This is a genomic window from Variovorax sp. CAN15 (assembly GCF_030462475.1).
Lineage (GTDB): Bacteria > Pseudomonadota > Gammaproteobacteria > Burkholderiales > Burkholderiaceae_C > Variovorax.
Genome location: NZ_JASMRZ010000023.1, coordinates 1 through 21,153 on the forward strand (window position 1 = coordinate 1; position 21,153 = coordinate 21,153).

Genomic DNA, 21,153 nt, shown 5'->3' on the forward strand with positions numbered 1-21,153 from the left:
GCGAGGTTTCGCGAGGTTTCGCTGGCGCTGCCGTGCACCAGCACCGGCAGGCCCTCGCGCGCCAGCAGCAGCGCCAGCAGCGGCGTGAGCACCGGCAGCTTGCGCGCGCCGTTGTAGCTGGGCAGCACGACCAGCGGGCGCTCGCCGGCGGGGATCATCTGGAGCCGCGCATGGGTCGCATCGAGGAAACCGGCCATCTCCTCGGGCGTCTCGCCCTTGATGCGCGAGGCGCCAGGCCGCTCACGCGCGAACAGGCCGCCGACCTCTTCGGCCAGGTGCTGGACGGCACCGTGACCGACCTGGAGATCGGCGGCTTCTGCCTGGCCATGCGCATCAAGGGCGAGACGCCCGAGGAGATGGCCGGTTTCCTCGATGCGACCCATGCGCGGCTCCAGATGATCCCCGCCGGCGAGCGCCCGCTGGTCGTGCTGCCCAGCTACAACGGCGCGCGCAAGCTGCCGGTGCTCACGCCGCTGCTGGCGCTGCTGCTGGCGCGCGAGGGCCTGCCGGTGCTGGTGCACGGCAGCGCCAGCGAAACCTCGCGCGTGCTGGCCTCGAACGTGCTCGCGGCCCTGGGCCAAGCGCCGATGACGGCCATCCGCCCCGTCGCCAACGGCGAGGCGGCCTTTGCCTCCACCGAGCTGCTGAACCCCGCGCTCAAACGCCTGCTCGACGTGCGCCGCGTGGTCGGCCTGCGCAACCCCGGCCACAGCGTGGTGAAGCTGATGCAGCCCACCGCCGGCCCGAGCGTGGTGGTGGCCAGCTACACGCACCCCGAATACGCCCGCGTCATGGCCGAGACCTTCGAGCTCATGGGCATGACCGCCCTGCTCTCGCGCGGCCTCGAAGGCGAGGTGGTGTCGGACCCGCGCCGCACCGCGCAGATCGACGGCTTCGTGCGCGGCGCGCGCACCGAGCTGCAGTCGCAGCAGGCCGGCACCGCCTCGGAGGTGCCGGGGCTGCCGAAGGAAATCGACGTCGCCACCACCGCCGACTACACGCGCCGCGTGCTGGCCGGCGAGCTTCCCGTGCCGGAGGCCATCGCGACGCAGGTCAGGCACATCACGCAACTGGCATTGGCATCCCACGCATGAACAACGACAACCCCACCTCCCTCATCGCCGGCCGCTGCACGCTGGTGGGCGCAGGCCCCGGAGACCCGGAGCTGCTGACCATCAAGGCCGTGAAGGCGATCCAGGCGGCCACGGTGCTGCTGGTCGACGACCTCGTGAACGACCAGATCGTGCAGGCCTACGCCCGCCCCGGCGCGCGCATCGTGCACGTGGGCAAGCGCGGCGGCTGCAAGAGCACGCCGCAGGCCTTCATCGAGCGGCTGATGATCACCGCCGTGCGCGAGGGCGAGACGGTGGTGCGCCTGAAGGGCGGCGACCCGTTCATCTTCGGCCGCGGCGGCGAGGAGGTGGAGCATCTGCGCGAAGCCGGCATCGAATGCGCGGTGGTCAACGGCATCACCGCCGGCCTCGCGGCCGTGACGACGCTGGGCGTGCCCCTCACGCACCGCGACCATGCGCAGGGCGTGGTGTTCGTCACCGGCCATGCCAAGACCGGCGCCGGCGCGGCCGAAGACCCGACCGACTGGTGCGCGCTGGCCGCGACCGCGTACAACGCACGGCTCACGCTGGTGATCTACATGGGCGTGTCGGGCGCGGCGCACATCGAGCGCGAGCTCCTGCAGGGCCTGCCGGCCGACACGCCGGTGGCGGTCATCCAGCATGCGAGCCTGCCGCAACAAAAGCACATCGCGACCACGCTGGGCAGGCTGCAGCACGGCATCGCCGAAGCGGGCATCGCCAGCCCGGCGGTGATCGTGGTGGGCGACGTGCTGCGCGGGCTGGCGGCGGCGGCCATGCCGGTGGGCGCGGACAAGTTCGGCACCTGAACCGCACCTGACCAGGGCGACCCAGGTGCAAGCGGCACGGGCGCCGCGCACCACAACGTGGCATGGATCGTGCTCAGCGATGGGCAATGAATGCCGTCGCCACGCCTGAATCCGCCGCCGTCGAGATCGTCGCCCTCACCAAGCGATACGCGCCGGACACGCCGGCCGCCGTCGACCGGATCGACCTGCGCATCGCCAGCGGCAGCTACTGCTGCCTGCTCGGCCCCTCGGGCTGCGGCAAGAGCACCACCCTGCGCATGATCGCGGGGCACGAGTCGGTCAGCAGCGGCGACATCCTGCTGGACAACCGCAACATCACGAACCTGGCCGCCGCCGCGCGCGGCACGGCGATGATGTTCCAGAGCTTCGCGCTCTTCCCGCACCTTTCGGCGACCGACAACGTGGCCTTCAGCCTCAAGATGAAAGGCGTGGGCAAGGCCGAGCGCCAGCGCCGCGCCAACGATCTGCTGGAGCGCGTCGCGATGGGCCACCTCGCCGCGCGCAAGCCGGGCGAACTGTCGGGCGGCCAGCAGCAGCGCGTGGCGCTGGCGCGCGCGCTCATCACCGAGCCGCGCGTGCTGCTGCTCGACGAACCACTGTCGGCGCTCGACCCCTTCCTGCGCATCCAGATGCGCGCCGAACTGCGGCGCTGGCAGAAGGAACTGGGCCTGACCTTCATCCACGTCACGCACTCGCAGGAAGAGGCGATGGCGCTGGCCGACACCATGGTGGTCATGAACCATGGCGTGATTGAGCAGGTCGGCTCGCCGCATGCGGTCTACAACCACCCGGCGAGCGAGTTCGTCGCGCGCTTCATGGGCGGGCACAACGTGTTCCATACACCCGCCGGGCCGATAGCGGTGCGCAACGACCGCATGCGGATCGCAGCCGCCACGCAGGCGGCGACGGATGGTGCTCTGGCAGCCACCGTCACCGACGTCGAATACCAGGGCACCTACGTCCTGCTCGGGCTGGCGCTCGGCGGCACCGCCACCGGAGCGGCCGCGCCCCAGGGCGTCTCGGTGCTGCTGAGCGAAGCCGCTTTCCTCGCGCGCCCCTATGCGCACGGCGAGGCGGTGCACCTCTCGTGGGCCGAAGCCGACGCGCGCGTGCTCGGTCCCGGCGTCAAGCCGCCGGGCGAGCGACCGCCGGTGCCCAGCAGTGCCGAAGCAAGCCGGAAAGACGACACGGCCGTGCTCGCCGTTCCCTTCTGAGCACCCACGCCGTCCAGCTTTTTTCTCCGCGTTCGTTCCCTTCACTTTCCTTTTTCTTCAATGGAGACCCAGCCCATGACCGATTCCATCGACAACAAAGGCGTCAAGCGCCGCACCCTGCTGCAAGGCACCGCCGGCATCCTGGCCACGGGCATCGCACCCTTCGTGCATGCGCAGGAGAAGATCGTGCTGCGCTACCTCGGCACGGCAGTGAACCAGGACAAGGCGATCGCCGAGAAATTCAAGGCCGACACCGGCATCGAGATCCAGTACGTGGCAGTGACCACCGACGACGTGACCAAGCGCGCCGTCACCGCGCCCAACAGCTTCGACCTGATCGACACCGAGTTCTTCTCTCTCAAGAAGATCGTGCCCACGGGCAACCTCAAGGGCATCGACAGCAAGCGCGTGAAGAACGCGGACAAGATCACGTCGCTTTTCACCAAGGGCGAAGTGGCGGGCAAGAAGGTCGGCAGCCAGGGCACGGCGCCGGTGAAGGTGATCTACCTCGAAGGCGAGAAGAGCAAGGCCTTCGCCAAGTCGGCCACGCAGTACATGTCGCTCATTCCGACCACCTACAACGCCGACACGCTGGGTATCCGCCCCGACCTCATCAAGCGCCCCATCGGCTCGTGGGCCGAGCTGCTGAACCCCGAGTTCAAGGGCAAGGCCGCGATCCTGAACATTCCCTCGATCGGCATCATGGACGCCGCGATGGTGGTGGAGGCCAAGGGCCTGCACAAGTACGCCGACAAGGGCAACATGACCAAGGCCGAGATCGACCTGACGATCAAGACCCTGATCGAAGCCAAGAAGGCCGGCCAGTTCCGCGCGCTGTGGAAGGACTTCAACGAGTCGGTGAACCTCATGGCCTCGGGCGAGGTGGTGATCCAGTCGATGTGGTCGCCCGCCGTGACGGCCGTGCGCAGCAAGGGCATCGACTGCACCTTCCAGCCGCTCAAGGAGGGCTATCGCGCTTGGGCCTCGGGCTTCGGCCTGCCGGCCACGCTCTCGGGCAAAAAGCTCGACGGCGCTTATGAGTTCATCAACTGGTTCCTCGACGGCTGGGCAGGCGCCTACCTCAACCGCCAGGGCTACTACAGCGCCGTGCTCGACACCGCCAAGACCAAGATGGAAGCCTACGAGTGGGCCTACTGGATGGAAGGCAAGCCTGCCGCCCAGGACATCAAGAGCCCGCAGGGCGACGTGATCGCCAAAGCCGGCTCGGTGCGCGACGGCGGCAGCTACGAGCAGCGCATGGGCGGCATCGCGTGCTGGAACGCCGTGATGGACGAGAACGAGTACATGGTGAGGAAGTGGAACGAGTTCGTGGCCGCCTGACGGCAGTCCACGAACTCGACCCCCAGGCTGCGCTTCGCTTCGCCAACCCCCTGTAAGGGGGCGACACCTGCGGCCCGGCAAAGCCGGTTCCGCGGCGTCCCACGAACGGGCTTCGCCTTGCTCGCCCTTGGACACAGTTTTTCGCTTCCATCCATGAGTACACCCGTCGCGTCCAGCCATGCCGCCACCGCCCCCGTTCATGCCGTGAAAGCCTGGTGGCAGGCGGCGCCGTTCGCGCTGGTGTTCCTGCTGTTCTTCCTGATTCCGCTGGCGCTGGTCGCGATGGTCAGCCTGTGGAATTTCAACGAGTACGAGCTGATACCGGCCGTCACGCTGCGCAACTACCTGAGCCTGTTCGAGGGCTGCTCGCGGCTCACCGACAACGGCGACCTCTGCGTCACGCTCAACACCTACCTGAGCACCTTCAAGTTCTGCCTGCTGGTGTGGGGCATCACGCTGGTGATCGGCTTTTCGGTCGCGTACTTCCTGGCCTTCCACGTGCGCTCTTCGACGATGCAGACGGTGCTGTTCGTGCTGTGCACGGTGCCCTTCTGGACTTCCAACGTGATCCGCATGATCTCGTGGGTGCCGCTGCTGGGCCGCAACGGGCTGGTCAACCAGGCGCTGATGGGCATGGGCCTCGTGAACCAGCCGGTCGAGTGGCTGCTGTTCTCCGACTTCTCGGTGGTGCTGGCCTTCGTGCACCTGTACACGATGTTCATGATCGTGCCGATCTTCAACAGCATGATGCGCATCGACCGCTCGCTGCTCGAAGCGGCCAGCGACGCCGGCGCCTCGGACTGGCAGACGCTGTGGAACGTGGTGGTGCCGCTGTCGCGCACCGGCATCCTGATCGGGTCGATCTTCGTCATCACCATCGTGATGGGCGACTTCGTCACCATCGGCGTGATGGGCGGCCAGCAGATCGCGTCCATCGGCAAGATCATCCAGGTGCAGACCTCGTACCTGCAGTTCCCGCTGGCGGCGGCCAACGCGATGATCCTTCTGGCCGTGGTGCTCATGATCATCTGGGGCCTGACCCGGATGGTCGACATCCGCAAGGAGCTCTGAGATGCAGACACCCATCGGCGCCCAGCGCGCCCCCGGCTTCTGGCCGCTGGCCACCGTGTTCGGGCTCTTCGTGCTGTTCCTTTACGGCCCGATGATCACGATCTTCGTGCTGAGCTTCCAGGGGCCCGAGGGCGGGCTGACCTTTCCGCTGCGCGGGCTGTCGCTGCACTGGTTCCACAAGCTGGCCGAAGGGCTGGGCACGGTCGACATCGGCGCGGCCTTCAGGCGCTCGCTGGCGCTGGGCGCGGTGGTGATGGCTTTCACCGTGGTGCTGTCGGTGCTGGCCGGGCTCGCGTTCCGCAAGAAGCTCGCGGGCAGCAACGCCCTGTTCTTCGTGACTGTCGCCAGCCTCATCATGCCGTCGATCATCATCTCGCTGGGCATCGGCCTGCAGTTCCGGCTGATCGACACCGGCATCAAGAGCGTGCTGACGGCCATGGACGCCACCACGCTGCTCGAAGGCTACGGCACAGCACTGGGCCTCTTCAGCTCCGCGCTAGGCGCGCACCTGACGTGGACGCTGCCCTTCGGGCTGCTCATCATGTTCGCGGTGTTCAACCGCTTCAACCCTGCCTACGAGGAAGCCGCTCGCGACCTCGGCGCCACGCCCTGGCAGACCTTCCGCTTCGTGGTGCTGCCGCTGATCGGCCCGTCGATCGTGGGCATCGGCATGTTCGGCTTCACGCTGTCGTGGGACGAGATCGCCCGCACCTCACAGGCCATCGGCGACGTGAACACGCTGCCGCTCGAACTGCAGGGGCTGACCTCGACGGTGACCACGCCGTCGATCTATGCGCTGGGGACGGTGACGACGGTGGTGTCGCTGCTGGTGATGGCGGCGGCGCTGGGCGCGGGAGCGCTGCTGCGCCGGCGTTCCGTGCGCAGGGGGTGAGCATTTCCCGCCGCCCCTCTAAAATCGCGCACCCACAAAAGCGCAAGAAGAGAGAGGCGGGGCATGCTGGACATCGACAAACTCAACGAATTCACCCACAACCACGGCGAGCTGCGCCGTGGTCAGGGCCTGGTCACCGGCACCATCGCGCTGAGCCTGGCCATCCTGTGCTTCCTCGGCGTGCTGGCCTTCCACTTCCCGCAGTACCTCACCACGCCCGAGCTGCGCAAGAGCTACAACGTCGACGTGATGCGCATGATCCTGCTGGTGGCGCTGGTCGTCTCGGGCGGGCTCTCGCTGGTCAACATCATCTTCAACCGCTCGCGCTGGCTGTCTTCGGCCGCGTTCCTGCTGGTGGCGGCTTCGGCGCTGCTGGGCGGGCACAAGGTGCCGGTGCACGACTTCGCGGACAACACGCCCTACATCGGGCTCGACTGGTTCATCCTCGACCTGCTGGGCTCATCGCTGATCTTCATCTTCATCGAGAAGCTGTTCGCGCTGCGCAAGGACCAGCCGGTGTTCCGCGAGGAGTGGCAGACCGACTTCCACCATTTCGTGGTGAACCACATGATCGTGGGCTTCGTGCTGCTGGCCACCAACCTGATGGTGCACAAGCTCTTCGGCTGGGCCGCCAACGACGGCATCCGGGGCTGGGTGAGCAACCTGCCCTTCTGGGCGGGGCTGCTGCTGATCATCCTGGTGGCCGACCTGGTGCAGTACTGGACGCACCGCGCGTACCACGAGGTGCCCGTGCTGTGGCGCCTGCACGCGGTGCACCACAGCGTGAAGAGCATGGACTGGATGGCCGGCTCGCGCCAGCACATCCTGGAACTGCTGATCACCCGCACGCTGGTGCTGGCGCCGATCTACGTGCTGGGTTTCAGCAAGGAAGTGATCGACGCCTACATCGTGGTGGTGGGCTTCCAGGCGGTGTTCAACCACTGCAACGTGAGCGTGCGGCTGGGCCCGCTGCGCTACCTGATCGTGACGCCCAACTTCCACCACTGGCACCACAGCCAGGACCAGGAAGCGCTGGACAAGAACTACGCGGCGCACTACGCCTTCCTCGACTACATCTTCGGCACCGCCGTGAAGAGCACCAAGCTCTGGCCCGAGAAGTACGGCGTGCTGGGCGACTACGTGCCCAACGGCTTCTTCAGGCAGCTGAAGTTCCCGTTCGTCTGGAAGGGCTGATGCGCATCGCTTTCCGTACCGCCGCGGCCATCGTTGCGGCGAGTGCCGCCCTGCTGCTCTCGGCGTGCGCCACGCGGCTAGACCTGCCGACCAAGGACAACGGGCTGCGCCTGCGCGTGCAGAGTTCGGTCATCGCGCCGGGCAACGGCGGCGAGCTCATCGCCGCGGACGCGCTGGCGCCGGGCGACATCCTGCTGACTTCCATCGCCACGGTGAACTCCTTCGGCATCCGGCTGGGCACCTTCTCGCCGGTGAGCCACGCGGTGCTGTACCTGGGCGACGGCCAGATCGCCGAAGCCGTGGGCACGGGCGTGCGCGCACGGCCGCTCGCGGAAGTGGTCGACGAGGAACAGATGGTGGTGGCCTTCCGCGTGCCGGGCGTGGACGACGCCGGCGCCGCGCGCATGCGCGAATGGGCGCTGTCGCGGGTGGGCACGCGCTACAACACCGTCGGCGTGCTGCTGAACGCGCCCTTCGTGCTGAACCGGCGCCTGTGCGAGCTGCCGCTGGTGCCGACCGCCGTGAGCCACTACTGCATGAGCGGCATGGCCATGGTGCAGCTGGGCGCGAGCCGCGACGACCAGTTCTTCTGCTCCCAGTTCGTGCTGGAGGCCTACCGCCAGACAGGCATGCCGATCACCAACGCCGACCCGCGCTGGGTGAGCCCGGCCGACCTGCTGCACATGCGCGAGGGCGACGTGCCCTCCATCGCCGCCACGCAGCCGCTGCGCTACGTGGGGCACCTGAAATACAACCCGCCGCCGCTGCTCGCGGCCGATGGCCCTTGAGCGCGGCGGAGTTCGACGTCGTCGTGATCGGCGCCGGGGCCGCGGGGCTCTTCTGCGCCGGCGTGGCCGGCCAGCGCGGGCTCAAGGTGCTGCTGGTGGACCACAGCGAGAAGGTGGGCGAAAAGATCCGCATCTCGGGTGGCGGACGCGCCAACTTCACCAACCGCGACCTCGACGTGCGCGCGCCGCAGCGCCACTTCATCGGCGACAACCCGAGTTTCTGCCGCTCGGCGCTGTCGCGCTATGCGCCGCAGCAGTTCATCGAGCTGGTGCGCAAGCACGGGATCGCCTTCCACGAGAAGCACAAGGGGCAGCTTTTCTGCGATGGCTCCTCGCAGCAGATCGTCGACATGCTGCTGGCCGAGTGTGCGGAAGGCGGGGTCGAGCGGTGGCAGCCGTGCAGGATCGGTGAGATCAAATTTTCCGACGGCAATGCAGACGGGACGGGCATCGGCAGCTATCGAATCGAGAGCAATCGGGGGCCGGTCGAGACGCCGAAGATCGTGGTCGCCACCGGCGGCCTGTCGATCCCCCAGATCGGCGCCAGCGACTTCGGCTACCGCATCGCAGAGCAGTTCGGCCTGCGCATGGTCGCGCCCCGACCCGCGCTGGTGCCGCTGACCTTCGGCGGCGACGCCTGGGCGCCATATGCCGAACTGGCCGGGCTGGCGCTGCCGGTGCGCATCGAGACCGGCGTAAAGAAGGAAAAGACGGCCTTCCTCGAAGACCTGCTCTTCACCCACCGGGGCCTGTCGGGCCCGGCGGTGTTGCAGATTTCGAGCTACTGGAAGCCCGGCGCGCCGCTGACGCTCGATTTCGCGCCCGGCGTGAACGTGGCCGAGGCGCTGGGCGAGGCGAAGCTGCGGTCGAAGAAGCGCATCGCCAACGAGCTGGCCGCGCTGGTGCCCTCCCGACTCGCCGACGCCTGGGTCGGGCAGGACCCTGCCCTGCAGCGGCCGGTGAACGAGGCGGCCGACAAGGCGCTGGCTGCTCTGTCGGAGCGCATCGCCCGCTGGCAGATCGTCCCCAGCGGCACAGAAGGCTACAAGAAAGCCGAAGTCACGGCCGGCGGCGTCGACACCCGCGACCTGTCGTCCCAGACCATGGAATCGAAGCAGCCGGGCCTGTATTTCATCGGCGAGGTGGTCGACGTGACGGGCTGGCTCGGCGGTTACAACTTCCAGTGGGCCTGGGCGAGCGCCCATGCGTGCGCCCAGGCCCTCTGACCTTCCCCGCCCAATTCCAGGGACACCGAAGAACCGGCTTTGCCGGGCTTCAGGTGTCGCCCCCGGCGAGGGGGTTGGAGAAGCGACACGAAGTGCGCGGAGCCTGGGGGCGTGCTATACTCGCGGGCTAACTCTGGCCTCCCCTCAACGGCCGCAAAAGTTTTCAGTTGAGGAACCCCGGCTTGGGGCCTCGATCTCCCCAGGCCAAATTCATTTCAACGATTCATCAATGACCACCATCCGCGTTAAAGAAAACGAGCCCTTCGACGTCGCACTGCGCCGTTTCAAGCGCACCATCGAAAAGCTCGGCCTGCTGACCGACCTGCGTGCCCGCGAGTTCTACGAAAAGCCGACCGCCGAGCGCAAGCGCAAGAAGGCAGCCGCGGTCAAGCGCCACTACAAGCGCGTGCGCAGCATGCAGCTGCCCAAGAAGCTGTACTAAGCGACACCCGGGTGATGGGCCCAGACGAAAGTCGGCGCCGTCGCCCCGTTGCCTCAGCCGCGCCAGGGAAACCTGCCGCGGCTTTTGTTTTTCCGAAAGTAGGTAGCCGAATGACTCTCAAAGAACAAATCACCGAAGACATGAAGACGGCGATGCGCGCCAAGGACTCCGAGCGCCTGGCCACCATCCGCCTGCTGCTGGCCGCGATGAAGCAGAAGGAAGTCGACGAGCGCGTGGAGCTCGACGACGCCATGGTCGTCGCCATCGTCGACAAGATGGTCAAGCAGCGCAAGGACTCCATCGCCGCCTTCACCACCGGTGGCCGCACCGACCTCGCAGACAAGGAAGCCGCCGAGATCAAGGTGCTGGAGGTCTACCTGCCCCAGCGCATGGGCGCCGATGAAGTCGCCGCCGAAGTGAAGGCCATCGTGGCCGAGCTGGGCGCCAAGGGCCCGGGCGACATGGGCAAGGTGATGGGCGTGGTCAAGACCCGCCTGGCAGGCAAGGCCGACATGGGCCAGGTCAGCGCAGCGGTCAAGGCCGCTCTGACGGGCGCCTGATGCCGATGAACGCCGGCAGTTCCTCCGTCGCCATTCCCAAGGCCTGCGCCTGCCTGATCGACGCACGGGGCCGGCTGCTGGTGTTCCGCCATCCCGAGGATGGCAACATGCAGCTCCCCAAGGGCACCATCGAGCCCGGCGAGTCGCCCGAGGTGGCGGTTCGCCGCGAGCTGCTCGAGGAGTCGGGCATCGACTACGCCGGCGAACTGCAATCGCTGGGCACGCTGGACCGCGAATGCGAAGCCGGCGTCGAAGGCAACACGCACCGCCATCCGCAGTTGTGGCACCTGTTCCTGATGCGCGCCGATGGCACGCTGCCCGAGAGCTTCACGCACACCGCCACCGGCAGCCCCGAGGAAGAAGGGCTGGTGTTCCTCTTCAGCTGGCTCGAAGCCGGCGATTCGCTCGACAACTTCGCCCTGCCCTACCGCCAGACCATCGAACGCGTGCGCGCCGCCTTGCTGCTCGCGGCCTGACCGAATCAGATCGCGGCCCGCATGGCCATGTAGAGCCCCAGCAGCGCCAGCCCGATCAGGAAGCAGCGCCGGAACACCGCCACCGACAGCCGCTTGCGCAGCCAGGTCCCGAGCACCATGCCGCCGATGGCAGGCGCCAGCATCGCGATCGAGCCTGCGATCGCCGACACCGGATATCCCCCGTTCCCGGCCAGCCCGATGGCCAGCACCACCGTCGAGGTGGTGAACGAGATCCCCATCGCCTGGATCAGCGAATCGCGCTGAAAACCCAGCGCCTGCAGGTAAGGCACCGCCGGCACCGCGAACACCCCCGTCACCGCCGTCACCAGCCCGGTGACCACGCCCACGAGCGGCCCGATCCAGCGCGCCTGCGCATCGCTCACATGCAGTTGCCTCCCGGACAGCCCCCAGAGCGCATAGACGACCAGCGCCACCCCGAGCGCGAACGAGGCCCACGCCCCCGCCGGCACGCCCAGCCACAGCGCCCCGGCCAGCGTGCCGATCACCACGCCCACCTGCATGCCGCCGATGCGCCGCAGCACCGCCATGAAGCTCGCGCGCGGCCCGGTCTGCCAGATGTTGGTGACCAGCGAAGGCACGATCAGCAGCGCGGCCGCCTGGGCCGGCGACATCCACAGCGCGAGCAGCGCCATCGACACCGTGGGCAGGCCGAGGCCGACCACGCCCTTGATCAGTCCGGCCAGCAGGTACACCGCCGTGGCGGCGGCCCAGAAAGTGGTTGCGTCTGTCGGATGCGTCATCGGACGCCGACTCTGCCAACGAAGCCGGTCGCCGCAAATGCGGGATTCGCGAAGCGGGCCTCAGTCTCAGGCTGAGGCTCCTGGTGCACACTCCGCCCAACCATGCGATTCGACCTCACCGACCTGCGGCTCTTCATCCACGTCGTCGAGGCCGGCAGCCTCACCGCCGGCGCCGGCCGCTCGCACATGACGCTGGCTTCCGCCAGCCAGCGGGTGCGGGGCATGGAAGACGCGCTCGGCAGCCCCCTGCTCACCCGCCACGCCCAGGGCATCCGCCCAACCGAGGCCGGACGCACGCTGCTGCACCATGCGCGCGTCGTGCTGCAGCAGATGGAGCGGCTGCGCGGCGAGCTCGGCGAGTACGGCCAGGGCCTCAAGGGCCATGTGCGCTTCATGTGCGGCACCTCGGCGCTCACCGAGCACCTGCCCGAGGTGCTGAGCCGCTTCCTCGCCGAGCATCCGCGCATCTCGGTCGACCTGGAGGAGCGCCCCAGCCCCGACACGGTGGAAGCCCTGCGCGGCGGCCTGTGCGACATCGGCATCGTCTCGGACGCCATCGACAGCGAGGGCCTCGAATGCCATCCCTTCCGCCGCGACGACCTCGTGCTGGTCATGCCGCGCGGCCACGCGCTGGCCGGCCGCCGGAGGCTGCGGCTGGCCGAGGTGGTAGACAGCGAATTCGTCGGCCTGCCCGCCGACAGCGCGCTGCAGCAGCTCATCACCCAGCACGTCCGCGCCCTCGGCAGGCACCTGGCCTACCGGGTGCGCGTGCGCAACTTCGAGGCGGTGTGCCGCATGGTGGAGTACGGCATCGGCGTCGGCATCGTTCCGCAGACCGCCGCCGAGCGCTGCGCCCGTTCGATGAAGATCGCGCGCGCCTCGCTTGCCGACGCCTGGGCCGAGCGCACGCTGATGGCCTGCGTGCGCTCATCGGAAGACCTGCCGCTCAACGCCCGGCGCATGCTCGAATACCTCGTCGCGCCGCCGGCCGAAGAAGTCAGGAAGCAGCAGTGACCGGCCGCCCCAGCCGCGCCCGCGCCGCCACGAAGGCATCGAAGGCCTCGCTGCTCGTCTTGCGCGGCACGTAGCCGAAGCGCTCCTTCAGCGCGGTGTTGAGCAGCACCGGCCTGTAGCGCAGGAAGTCGAGCTGCTCCGGCCCGTATCGGCTAACCCGCAGCGCCGAGCCCACCGCCAGTGCTGTCTTCAGCACGCCGGCCGGCCAGTCGACCGCGCTCTTGCCGAGGCGCGAAGCGATCTCGTGGATGCCCAGCGCGCCGTCGCCCGCGAGGTTGTAGCAACCGGGCGGCGCGCCGCCGAGCGCATGCGCGATGGCGCCTGTCACGTCCTCGTCCCAGATGAAGACGAAGGGGCTGGCGCTGCCCCGGATGGCGATGAGCCGCTTCTTCTCGAACAGCGCCGTGATCTGGTTGTCCACCCGCTCGCCGAGGATGGTGCCGATGCGCAGCACCGTTTGCGCCAGCGCCGGATGCCGGGCACGGTAGTCGGCCAGCATCTCCTCCACCTGCCGCTTGTGGTCGGCGTACGCGAACACCGCGTTGCCGCGCAGCGGCTGCGACTCGGTGATCCACGCCGGGTTGTCCGAGTGGTAGCCGTAGGCCGCGCCGCTGGACGACACCACGATGTGCCGCACGCCCTTCGCCACGCAGGCGTCGAGCACGTTGCGCGTGCCGCCCACGTCCACCGAATGCTCGAAGGCGCGGTTCGAATCCTTGCCCGGCGTGACGATGGAAGCGAGGTGCACGACGGTGTCGATGGCATGGTCGGCGATGGTCTCCGCGATGAGCGAATCGCGAACGTCCAGCTGCCGGTAGGTCACGCCCATGAGCCGCCGGTCCGGCGGTACCTCGCGCACGTCGACCGCGACCAGCGCCTCCAGCGTGCCCTGCCGCGCCAGTGCGGCGAGCAGGCTTCGCCCCAGGAAGCCGTCGGCCCCGGTCACCAGCACGCGACGCGCAACAAGCCCTTCGCCGCCGCTCATGGCTTCGCGGGCTTGCGGCCCCACAAGCTCGCCAGCGCGAGGCCCGCGATGATGTCCCAGAAGCCCCACACGCCCGCCACCACGGCCATGCCGCCGAGCCCACCGAAGAAGCTGAAGATCAGCACCAGCCCGAGCCCCGAGTTGCGGATGCCCACCTCGATGGACACCGCTCGCCGGTCGTAGTCGCCCAGCCCCGAGAGCCGCGCGCAGAGGTAACCGGTGCCGAAGGCCAGCGCGTCGTGGATCACTACCGCCATCAGCACCAGCCCCACGTAGTCGAGGAAGAAACGCCAGTTGCCCGCGATGGCGCCGATGATGAACACGATCAGCGCGACGAAGCTCAGCACGCCCACCGGCTTCTTGATGCGCGCCGTGAGCGCCGGCAGCCGGTGCGCGCAGGCCACGCCCAGCACGAAGGGAATGCCGATGATCGCCACGATGTGCCCCAGCATGTCCAGCGGATCGAGCGCGATGGTCTTCAGGAGCGCCGAGGCCGTCGGATGCAGCCCGCCCCAGAACGCGAAGTTCAGCGGCATCACCACGATGGAGATGGCGTTCGAAATCGCCGTCATCGACACCGACAGCGCCACGTTGCCGCCCGCGCGGTGCGTGAGGATCTGCGAGATGTTCCCCGGCGGGCAGCAGGCCACCAGGATCATGCCCAGCGCGATGCTCGGCCCCGGCTTGAGGATCAGCGTGAGCACGTAAGTCACGGCCGGAAGCACGATGAACTGCGCGCCTATGCCCACCGCCATCGCGCCGGGCATGCGCGCCACGCGCCTGAAGTCCTCGATGCGCGTGTCCAGCGCGATGCCGAACATCAGGAAGCCCAGCACGACGTTGAGCAGCACCAGCGAGGCCGGGTTGAAATGCAGGCGTATCTCGTCGACAGGCAGCATGCGGTGGGCCTCGTTGGTTCAGGTGGGATCGACCAGCGCCGCGGCAGCGTTGCGCACGGCCGCACGGTAGGTGTCCTTGTGCACGTAGTACGCCATGCGCTCCAGCTGCAGGTACTTGAAGCCGCCCGACAGATCGGGCGACGGCCCCTGCGCCGCCGTGCGCAGCGCGGCCGCCCTGGAAGAACCAGCCGCCTGCGCGCGGAAGTAGCGCGCCACCAGCTCGGCCTGCTCGTAGCGGCCCTGCCAGCCGATGCCGCTGGCCTCGATCATCCCGAGCACCGCGATGTTCTCGAAGCGCGGCGAGAAGATGTTCAGGTACAGCCTCGGCGCCATGCCCTGCCAGTTGAGCAGCTCGCGGTCGATGAAGGGATAGTGCAGCGCGTAGCCGGTGGCCGCGAGGATCAGGTCGTAGTCGCGCGCGCTGCCGTCCTTGAAATGCACCGTGCGCCCATCGAGCCGCGCGATGTCGCCGCGCACGCCGATGTCGCCGTGGCCCACGTGGTGCAGCACCAGCGAGTTCACGATGGGGTGCGACTCGTACATCCTGTAGTCGGGCTTCGGAAAGCCGAATCGCACCGGGTCGCCGGTGAACCACTTGAGCACCGTCGAGTCGATGCGCTGCTTGAGCCATGGCGGCAGTGGCCGCTTGCCGCCCAGCGTGTCGGCCGGCTTGCCGAACACGTACTTGGGCACGAAGTAATAGCCGCGACGCACCGAGATGTCGACGCTCTTCGCGTAGTGCACCGCATCGACCGCGATGTCGCAGCCCGAATTGCCCGCGCCGACGATCAGCACGCGCTTGTCCTTGAAGAGCTCCGGGTGCTTGTAGTCGCTGGTGTGCAGCAGCTCGCCGTCGAAGTGGCCGTCGAAGCTGGGCCGCTTGGGCTCGGCGAGCGTGCCGTTGGCGATGACCACGCCCCTGTACTCGGCCGTCTCGATGGTGCCTTCGCCGTCCTCCGTGGTCACCAGCCAGCGCGTGCCGGGCTCGTTGCTCACCGGCTCGACGCGCAGCACGCGCGTGTTGAAGCGGAAGTGCTCGCGCAGGCCAAAGCGGTCGGCAAAGTCGCTGAAATAGCGGCGCAGTTCGCGGTGGCTCGGGTAGTCGGCCACCGTGTCGGCCATCGGGAACTCGCTGAACTCGGTGGTGCGCTTGCTCGATATCAGGTGCGCCGAGTGGTAGACGGTGGAGCGCGGATTGGCGATGTCCCACAGCCCGCCCACGTCGGCATGCGCCTCGAAGCCCTGGAACGGCACGCCGTGCTTCTGCAGGTTGCGCGCGCCGGCGAGGCCGGAGGGGCCGGCGCCGATCAGCGCGATCTGTTCGTGGGTGGGTACGGCGGCGTTGGGCGTCGTCATCGGGCTGGTGGCTCCTTGGGAAGACCCGGGATTGCAGTGGCACCCGCCTCGCCCACGCGCGGCTTGCGCGGCTGGCCGCGCAGCAGGCGGTCGTGCAGCGACTCGGGCAGCAGGTCGAGCGCCTTCGAGAGCCAGCCGATGCGGCGCGGCAGCACGATCTTCTCGCGCCCAGCCGCCACCGCAGCGAGCAGCCGGTGCGCGGCATCGTCGGCTTCGAGCAGCCCCGGCATCGCGAAGCGGTTGCCGGCGGTGAGCGCGGTGCGGATGTAGCCTGGGCTGACCGTGTGCACCGTGAGCCCCGTCTCTCGCAACTCGGCGCGCAGGCTTTCCAGATAGCGGATCAGCCCGGCCTTGCTCGCGCAGTACGCGCCGTTGCCCGGCATGCCGCGCCAGCCGGCGATGCTGGCCATGCCGACGAGTGCGCCGCGCCACTGCCCGCGCATTGCGGCGACGAAAGGCTGGAAGGTGGTGGCCGCGCCCAGCAGATTGATTTCGAGCATGCGGCGGAACACGGCCAGGTCGTCGGCCTGGGCGGTGTCGTAGCCGCCCGCGACGCCGGCATTGGCGATCACCAGGTCGGGCACGCCGGCCTTGGCCATCCAGTCGGCGGCCAGGGCCTGCATCTGCGGCCCGTTCGACACGTCGGGCGTGTAGACCGCGCAGCGCCCGGGTGCCAGCGCGGCCAGTGCTTCCAGTTTTCCGGCATCGAGCCCCGCCAGCGCGACCTGCGCTCCCTCTTCGATCAGCTCGCGTGCAAGCGCCTGGCCCAGGCCGCCGCAGGCGCCTGTGAGGACTACGTTGCGAAACTGCAGGGGCATCGGCTCGCGGTCTCCGGGTGGCAAAACCCGGCCACTGTAGCCGCGCATGCGCGCCGCGCCCCCCGGCATTTCCCCTTGCCCCGGCGGCTTCCGAAACGGGGCTTCAGGTATGCGTCAGGCTTCGGCGCCCTGCGGAAACTCGATCTGGATCTTCACGTCGCCCGCGCGCCCCGCCGCGGCTTCCTCGAAAGCCCGCACGCCGTCGGTGAAGGCGAAGGTGCGCGAGATGAAGGGCTTGACGTCGACCTGCCCCGAGGCGATCAGCGCCAGCGCGCGCGGAAAAATGTTGGCGTAGCGGAACACCGACTCGATGCGAACTTCCTTCGACTGGATCGCGACGATGTCCATCGGCACCTTGCCGCCGGGCATGCCCACCAGCACCAGGCAGCCGCCGGGGCAAAGCAGGTCGACGATGCCCTCGAAGGCGCGCGCGCTGCCGCTGGCCTCGAAGACCACGTTGGCGCCCCAGCCGTCGGTGAGCGACTTCACGGCCTCGGCGAGGTTGGTGCGGCGCACGTCGACGGTCGTCACCGCCGGGTTGCCGTCGAAGAGCGCCAGCTTCTCGGGCACGAGGTCCGCGAGGATCACGCGCGCCGCGCCGCCCGCGAGCGCCGCCAGCGCCGTCATCGCGCCGATGGTGCCGGCACCGACGACCACCGCCACGTCGCCCGGCTTCAGCGCCGCCTTCTTCGCGGCCTGCAGGCCGATCGACAGCGGCTCGACGATGGCGCMCTCGCCGAAGCTCACGTTGTCGGGCAGCCGGAAGGTGAAGGCCGCCGGGTGCACCACGTAGGGCGTGAGGCAGCCATGAATGGGCGGCGTGGCCCAGAAGCGCACCGCCGGGTCGAGGTTGTAGATGCCTTCCAGCGTGGCGCGCGAGTCAGCGGCGGGAATGCCGGGTTCCATGCACACGCGGTCGCCGGGCTTGAGGTTCGTGACCTCGGCGCCCACCTCTACCACCGTGCCCGAGGCCTCGTGGCCGAGGACCATCGGATCTTCCACCACGTAAGGGCCGATGCCGCCATGCTGGTAGTAGTGCACGTCGCTGCCGCACACGCCTACGGTGTGCATGCGGATCTTCACGTCGCGCGGCCCCATGTCCAGGGGCAATTCGACGTCGCGCAGCCTGAGCTCGTGCGCTTTTTCCAGAACCAGTGCTTTCATGTATTCGAGTCCTTGAATGGGTGTTGTCGGTATGTCGTCAGTGCAACGAGGTGCCGGCGCGCAGCAGCGAGGCACCGGAGTCGATGTCGAACAGATGCACCTGCGCCGGGTCGGCCACGAAGCGCACGCGCTCGCGCAGCCTCGGGCACTGCGCGGAAGGCATGAGCGCGGCGATCTCGCCGTCGCCTTGGCCGAAGCTCACCAGCACCTCGTTACCGAGGTATTCGATGAGCTGCACCTCGCCATGGAAGCCGCCGCCCTGCCTGCCGTCGGCGTCCGGATGCAGGTGCGCGGGACGCACGCCGAGCGTGACGCGCTTGCGGCCTTCGAGCGCGAAGCGGTGCGGGTCCACCAGCACCGTGCCTTCGCGGCCGACGAGCTCGATGGTTCCGCTGGCCTGCCCGTCGTCGCGCACCTCCATCTCCACCAGGTTCATCGGCGGCGTGCCGATGAAACCGGCCACGAAGGCCGAGCGCGGCCGCTCGAAGATCTCGCGCGGCGAGCCGACCTGCTCGATGCGCCCGTCGCGCAGCAGCACGATGCGGTCTGCCAGCGTCATCGCCTCGTGCTGGTCGTGGGTCACGTAGACGGTGGTGGTCTTCAGCGCCTGGTGCAGCCGGGCGATCTCGATGCGCATGTGGTTGCGCAGCTTGGCGTCGAGGTTCGACAGCGGCTCGTCGAAGAGAAACACCTTGGGCGTCTTGATCATCGCCCGCGCGATCGCCACGCGCTGCTGCTGCCCGCCCGAGAGCTCGGTGGGCTTGCGCTGCAGGTAGCGCTCCAGCCCCAGCGTGTCGGAAACCTCCTTGATGCGCGCGTCGATCTCGGCCTTGGGCACCTTCAGCCGCTTGAGGCCGAAGGCGATGTTGTCGCGCACGCTCATGTGCGGATAGAGCGCGTAGTTCTGGAACACCATCGCGATGCCGCGCTCCTGCGGCGGCAGGTCGTTCACCCGCTGGCCGCCGATCATGAGGTCGCCGCCGGAGATGTCTTCCAGGCCCGCGAGCATGCGCAGGATGGTCGACTTGCCGCAGCCCGAGGGGCCGAGGAACACGACGAACTCGTTGTCGGAGACGTCGAGGTCGAACTGGTGGACGACCTGCGTGTCGCCGTAGCGCTTGATGATCTTGTGACAGCTGATTGCGGACATGTTGTTCTCTCGGGGGAATGGGGTTCGGCATTGCTCCTTCCCCCTCTGGGGGAAGGCCGGGATGGGGGCAGGCCTCCACAAGCGCGCCGCGCATGAACGAAGGCCGTCGAGCCCCCACCCCTGCCCTCCCCCAAGGGGGAGGGAGAAATGCAATGCGGCTTCATGTGGCATCGCGCTTGCGCTTGAACGCCGCGTTGAGAAAACCGCTGAGCACGCCGACCATGAGCAGCGGCGGCAGCGACAGCAGGATGACGGAGGCATTCAGGATGCCCCAGGGCACGTCGCGCCCGAGCTGGCTCAGCTCGGAGGCCACGATGGGCAGCGTCTTCGCATCCGAGGTGGTGAGCATCAGCGCGATGAGGAACTCGTTCCACACCAGCACGAAGCCGAAGGCGATGGCGCCGATCAGCGAGCGCGCGGCGATCGGCAGCGCCACCTTGAAGAAGATCGCGTAAGGGCCGTAGCCGTCGACACGGCCGGCCTCCTCCACCTCCTTGGGCACGGCCTTGAAGGCGGGAATGGCGAGCCAGATCACGGTGGAGAGCGTGAGCAGCGTGTAGGTGACGATGAGCGCGATGCGCGTGTCGTACAGCTCCAGCTGCAGCCAGATCACCATCAGCGGAATCGCCACCGCCACCGGCGGAAGGAAGCGCATCGAGAACACGAAGAACTGGATGTCGTCGGCCCAGCGCAGCGGATAGCGCGCGAGCGCATAGGCGGCAGGCAGACCGAGCACCGCGCCCGCAATTACCGCCGCGCCCACCACCACGACGGAGTTGACGAGCCCCTGCGCCACCGCCTCGCGGCTCAGCACGTAGGCGTAGTTCTCCAGCGTGGGCGTGAAGAAGAACCTGGGCACGGCCGAGACGATGTCGACCCGGTTCTTGAACGAGTTGAGAAAGGTCCACAACACCGGCACCAGCGCCGAGAGCCCGGCCAGGACCAGCACCAGCCGCGCGAGCAGCGTGCCGAGGGACAGCTTCTTCGTTTTCTTGTTGGGGGATGCGCTCATTTCGGCCGCGTCCATTTCCAGATGTAGGTGAAGGCCACGGTCGAGGCGATCATCATCAGCACCGCCATGCCCGAGGCATACGAGATGCGGCCCGACTCGATGAAGCCCTGCGAGAAGGCGTACATGTCCAGCGTTTCGGTCGAGATGCCGGGGCCGCCGCGGGTCATCACGTAGATCAGGTCGAAGGCGCGCAGCGACTCCACCATCTTCACGAAGCACAGGCTGACCAGCGGCGCCTTCAGCATCGGCAGCGCCACGTAGGCGTACACCTCCCAGGTCTTCGCGTGGTCCATGCGCGCGGCCTCGAAGGGCTGCGGCGGCAGGGTTTCGAGCAGCTTGAGCACGATGACGGCGAAGAACAGGCCCCACTGCCACACGTCGACGAAGGCCACGGTGAGAAGCGCCGTGACCGGGCTGGCCAGCAGGTCCAGCGGCTCGCCGGTGATCGCCTTGTACGGCCAGGTCAGCAGGCCGAACAGCGGATGGAAAGCGAACTTCCACACGAAGGCGGCCGACACGCGCGGCAGCAGCACCGGCACGATGAACAGCATCGACAGCAGGTTGCGCCAGCGCGCGGTGGTGCACTGGAACATCAGCACGCCCAGCAGCACCGCGAGGCCCATGGTGGCGCCGACGGTCAGCACCTCCCACACCAGCGACACGCGCACCGAATTGAGGAAGCGCCTGTCCGAAAAGAGCTGGATGTAGTTCGACAGCCAGACCCAGGCCGTGTCGGCCTGCCCCAGTTCGCGGTCCTGCAGCGAGATGCCGATCGCGAAAAAGGTGGGCACCAGCGCCAGCACTGCAAGCACCAGCAGGCCGGGCCCGATGAAGACGAGAGGCAGCCGGGTTGCCGTCGCCGTCTTCTTTTTCTTCTCCCTGAGCGTCAT

Annotated in this window: 22 protein-coding genes and 1 pseudogene; 13 read left to right on the forward strand and 10 right to left on the reverse strand. The window is 68.1% G+C overall.

Annotated elements, in window-relative coordinates; translation table 11 throughout:
* Window positions 1-383: pseudogene (locus tag QMO14_RS33390) on the reverse strand (DNA-binding protein YbiB); the annotation flags it as partial.
* Between QMO14_RS33390 and ybiB the strand changes: the two are divergent.
* From ybiB to QMO14_RS16335, 12 genes are all read left to right on the forward strand, one after another.
* Complete coding sequence (gene ybiB / locus QMO14_RS16280; RefSeq protein ID WP_367618160.1) at window positions 276-1,094, forward strand: DNA-binding protein YbiB; 819 nt, start codon at window positions 276-278, stop codon at window positions 1,092-1,094. The pseudogene QMO14_RS33390 and the gene ybiB sit on opposite strands and share 108 nt — an antisense overlap.
* Complete coding sequence (gene cobA, locus QMO14_RS16285) at window positions 1,091-1,900, forward strand: uroporphyrinogen-III C-methyltransferase (RefSeq protein WP_301508343.1); 810 nt, start codon at window positions 1,091-1,093, stop codon at window positions 1,898-1,900. The genes ybiB and cobA overlap by 4 nt, the downstream gene beginning before the upstream one ends.
* An 86-nt stretch (window positions 1,901-1,986) precedes the next feature.
* On the forward strand, window positions 1,987-3,114 hold the full coding sequence (locus QMO14_RS16290) for an ABC transporter ATP-binding protein (RefSeq protein ID WP_301508344.1): 1,128 nt from the start codon (window positions 1,987-1,989) through the stop codon (window positions 3,112-3,114).
* A gap of 75 nt (window positions 3,115-3,189) precedes the next feature.
* Window positions 3,190-4,455 (forward strand): PotD/PotF family extracellular solute-binding protein, encoded by a 1,266-nt coding sequence (locus QMO14_RS16295; RefSeq protein WP_301508345.1) that lies wholly within the window; start codon window positions 3,190-3,192, stop codon window positions 4,453-4,455.
* A gap of 153 nt (window positions 4,456-4,608) precedes the next feature.
* Complete coding sequence (locus QMO14_RS16300) at window positions 4,609-5,526, forward strand: ABC transporter permease (RefSeq protein ID WP_301508346.1); 918 nt, start codon at window positions 4,609-4,611, stop codon at window positions 5,524-5,526.
* A 1-nt stretch (window position 5,527) separates the two neighbouring features.
* The gene (locus tag QMO14_RS16305; RefSeq protein WP_301508347.1) at window positions 5,528-6,418 is read left to right on the forward strand and encodes an ABC transporter permease; all 891 of its coding nucleotides are present in this window, start codon (window positions 5,528-5,530) and stop codon (window positions 6,416-6,418) included.
* 63 nt (window positions 6,419-6,481) lie between these two features.
* The gene (locus tag QMO14_RS16310; RefSeq protein WP_301508348.1) at window positions 6,482-7,612 is read left to right on the forward strand and encodes a sterol desaturase family protein; all 1,131 of its coding nucleotides are present in this window, start codon (window positions 6,482-6,484) and stop codon (window positions 7,610-7,612) included.
* A complete protein-coding gene (locus QMO14_RS16315; protein ID WP_301508349.1) occupies window positions 7,612-8,400 on the forward strand; it encodes a YaeF family permuted papain-like enzyme in 789 nt (262 codons plus the stop codon). Before QMO14_RS16310 ends, QMO14_RS16315 begins: the two co-directional genes overlap by 1 nt.
* Window positions 8,397-9,626, forward strand: coding sequence for an NAD(P)/FAD-dependent oxidoreductase (locus tag QMO14_RS16320; protein ID WP_301508350.1), 1,230 nt, complete (start codon window positions 8,397-8,399; stop codon window positions 9,624-9,626). Before QMO14_RS16315 ends, QMO14_RS16320 begins: the two co-directional genes overlap by 4 nt.
* Window positions 9,627-9,855: 229 nt before the next feature.
* Window positions 9,856-10,068, forward strand: coding sequence for a 30S ribosomal protein S21 (gene rpsU / locus QMO14_RS16325; RefSeq protein ID WP_007833691.1), 213 nt, complete (start codon window positions 9,856-9,858; stop codon window positions 10,066-10,068).
* Between the two features lie 110 nt (window positions 10,069-10,178).
* Window positions 10,179-10,628: a GatB/YqeY domain-containing protein gene (locus tag QMO14_RS16330; protein ID WP_301508367.1), complete on the forward strand. Its 450-nt coding sequence runs from the start codon at window positions 10,179-10,181 to the stop codon at window positions 10,626-10,628.
* Window positions 10,628-11,104 carry an NUDIX domain-containing protein gene (locus QMO14_RS16335; RefSeq protein WP_301508368.1) on the forward strand — a complete coding sequence of 159 codons (477 nt, stop codon included), beginning with the start codon at window positions 10,628-10,630 and terminating at the stop codon, window positions 11,102-11,104. The genes QMO14_RS16330 and QMO14_RS16335 overlap by 1 nt, the downstream gene beginning before the upstream one ends.
* Before the next feature lie 5 nt (window positions 11,105-11,109).
* On the opposite strand, the gene QMO14_RS16340 is transcribed toward QMO14_RS16335, so the two are convergent.
* The gene (locus QMO14_RS16340; RefSeq protein WP_301508369.1) at window positions 11,110-11,865 is read right to left on the reverse strand and encodes a sulfite exporter TauE/SafE family protein; all 756 of its coding nucleotides are present in this window, start codon (window positions 11,863-11,865) and stop codon (window positions 11,110-11,112) included.
* A 102-nt stretch (window positions 11,866-11,967) separates the two neighbouring features.
* Between QMO14_RS16340 and QMO14_RS16345 the strand changes: the two genes are divergently transcribed.
* Complete coding sequence (locus tag QMO14_RS16345) at window positions 11,968-12,879, forward strand: LysR family transcriptional regulator (RefSeq protein WP_301508371.1); 912 nt, start codon at window positions 11,968-11,970, stop codon at window positions 12,877-12,879.
* On the opposite strand, the gene QMO14_RS16350 is transcribed toward QMO14_RS16345, so the two are convergent.
* From QMO14_RS16350 to QMO14_RS16385, 8 genes are all read right to left on the reverse strand, one after another.
* On the reverse strand, window positions 12,863-13,864 hold the full coding sequence (locus QMO14_RS16350) for an SDR family oxidoreductase (RefSeq protein WP_301508373.1): 1,002 nt from the start codon (window positions 13,862-13,864) through the stop codon (window positions 12,863-12,865). The genes QMO14_RS16345 and QMO14_RS16350 overlap by 17 nt on opposite strands.
* On the reverse strand, window positions 13,861-14,763 hold the full coding sequence (locus QMO14_RS16355; protein ID WP_301508374.1) for a bile acid:sodium symporter family protein: 903 nt from the start codon (window positions 14,761-14,763) through the stop codon (window positions 13,861-13,863). Before QMO14_RS16355 ends, QMO14_RS16350 begins: the two co-directional genes overlap by 4 nt.
* Window positions 14,764-14,781: 18 nt before the next feature.
* Window positions 14,782-16,119 carry an NAD(P)/FAD-dependent oxidoreductase gene (locus QMO14_RS16360; RefSeq protein ID WP_301508375.1) on the reverse strand — a complete coding sequence of 446 codons (1,338 nt, stop codon included), beginning with the start codon at window positions 16,117-16,119 and terminating at the stop codon, window positions 14,782-14,784.
* Window positions 16,116-16,937: an SDR family oxidoreductase gene (locus tag QMO14_RS16365; protein WP_301508376.1), complete on the reverse strand. Its 822-nt coding sequence runs from the start codon at window positions 16,935-16,937 to the stop codon at window positions 16,116-16,118. Before QMO14_RS16365 ends, QMO14_RS16360 begins: the two co-directional genes overlap by 4 nt.
* A 114-nt stretch (window positions 16,938-17,051) precedes the next feature.
* Complete coding sequence (locus QMO14_RS16370; protein WP_301508377.1) at window positions 17,052-18,101, reverse strand: NAD(P)-dependent alcohol dehydrogenase; 1,050 nt, start codon at window positions 18,099-18,101, stop codon at window positions 17,052-17,054.
* 37 nt (window positions 18,102-18,138) lie between these two features.
* Window positions 18,139-19,251, reverse strand: a complete 1,113-nt coding sequence (locus tag QMO14_RS16375; RefSeq protein ID WP_301508378.1) for an ABC transporter ATP-binding protein — start codon at window positions 19,249-19,251, stop codon at window positions 18,139-18,141.
* Window positions 19,252-19,411: 160 nt separating this feature from the next.
* Window positions 19,412-20,263 (reverse strand): carbohydrate ABC transporter permease, encoded by an 852-nt coding sequence (locus tag QMO14_RS16380; protein WP_301508380.1) that lies wholly within the window; start codon window positions 20,261-20,263, stop codon window positions 19,412-19,414.
* A complete protein-coding gene (locus QMO14_RS16385; RefSeq protein ID WP_301508381.1) occupies window positions 20,260-21,153 on the reverse strand; it encodes a carbohydrate ABC transporter permease in 894 nt (297 codons plus the stop codon). Before QMO14_RS16385 ends, QMO14_RS16380 begins: the two co-directional genes overlap by 4 nt.

Excerpts from the sequence above, each read along its gene's own strand:
- QMO14_RS16375 (WP_301508378.1), bottom strand. The coding sequence starts at position 19,251 with ATGTCCGCAATCAGCTGTCACAAGATCATCAAGCGCTACGGCGACACG.
- rpsU (WP_007833691.1), top strand. The coding sequence starts at position 9,856 with ATGACCACCATCCGCGTTAAAGAAAACGAGCCCTTCGACGTCGCACTG.
- QMO14_RS16315 (WP_301508349.1), top strand. The coding sequence starts at position 7,612 with ATGCGCATCGCTTTCCGTACCGCCGCGGCCATCGTTGCGGCGAGTGCC.
- QMO14_RS16380 (WP_301508380.1), bottom strand. The coding sequence starts at position 20,263 with ATGAGCGCATCCCCCAACAAGAAAACGAAGAAGCTGTCCCTCGGCACG.
- QMO14_RS16345 (WP_301508371.1), top strand. The coding sequence starts at position 11,968 with ATGCGATTCGACCTCACCGACCTGCGGCTCTTCATCCACGTCGTCGAG.
- QMO14_RS16365 (WP_301508376.1), bottom strand. The coding sequence starts at position 16,937 with ATGCCCCTGCAGTTTCGCAACGTAGTCCTCACAGGCGCCTGCGGCGGC.
- QMO14_RS16385 (WP_301508381.1), bottom strand. The coding sequence starts at position 21,153 with ATGACGCTCAGGGAGAAGAAAAAGAAGACGGCGACGGCAACCCGGCTG.
- QMO14_RS16290 (WP_301508344.1), top strand. The coding sequence starts at position 1,987 with ATGAATGCCGTCGCCACGCCTGAATCCGCCGCCGTCGAGATCGTCGCC.
- QMO14_RS16310 (WP_301508348.1), top strand. The coding sequence starts at position 6,482 with ATGCTGGACATCGACAAACTCAACGAATTCACCCACAACCACGGCGAG.
- QMO14_RS16300 (WP_301508346.1), top strand. The coding sequence starts at position 4,609 with ATGAGTACACCCGTCGCGTCCAGCCATGCCGCCACCGCCCCCGTTCAT.
- QMO14_RS16305 (WP_301508347.1), top strand. The coding sequence starts at position 5,528 with ATGCAGACACCCATCGGCGCCCAGCGCGCCCCCGGCTTCTGGCCGCTG.
- QMO14_RS16360 (WP_301508375.1), bottom strand. The coding sequence starts at position 16,119 with ATGACGACGCCCAACGCCGCCGTACCCACCCACGAACAGATCGCGCTG.
- QMO14_RS16340 (WP_301508369.1), bottom strand. The coding sequence starts at position 11,865 with ATGACGCATCCGACAGACGCAACCACTTTCTGGGCCGCCGCCACGGCG.
- QMO14_RS16350 (WP_301508373.1), bottom strand. The coding sequence starts at position 13,864 with ATGAGCGGCGGCGAAGGGCTTGTTGCGCGTCGCGTGCTGGTGACCGGG.
- QMO14_RS16335 (WP_301508368.1), top strand. The coding sequence starts at position 10,628 with ATGCCGATGAACGCCGGCAGTTCCTCCGTCGCCATTCCCAAGGCCTGC.
- QMO14_RS16355 (WP_301508374.1), bottom strand. The coding sequence starts at position 14,763 with ATGCTGCCTGTCGACGAGATACGCCTGCATTTCAACCCGGCCTCGCTG.
- QMO14_RS16295 (WP_301508345.1), top strand. The coding sequence starts at position 3,190 with ATGACCGATTCCATCGACAACAAAGGCGTCAAGCGCCGCACCCTGCTG.
- cobA (WP_301508343.1), top strand. The coding sequence starts at position 1,091 with ATGAACAACGACAACCCCACCTCCCTCATCGCCGGCCGCTGCACGCTG.
- QMO14_RS16330 (WP_301508367.1), top strand. The coding sequence starts at position 10,179 with ATGACTCTCAAAGAACAAATCACCGAAGACATGAAGACGGCGATGCGC.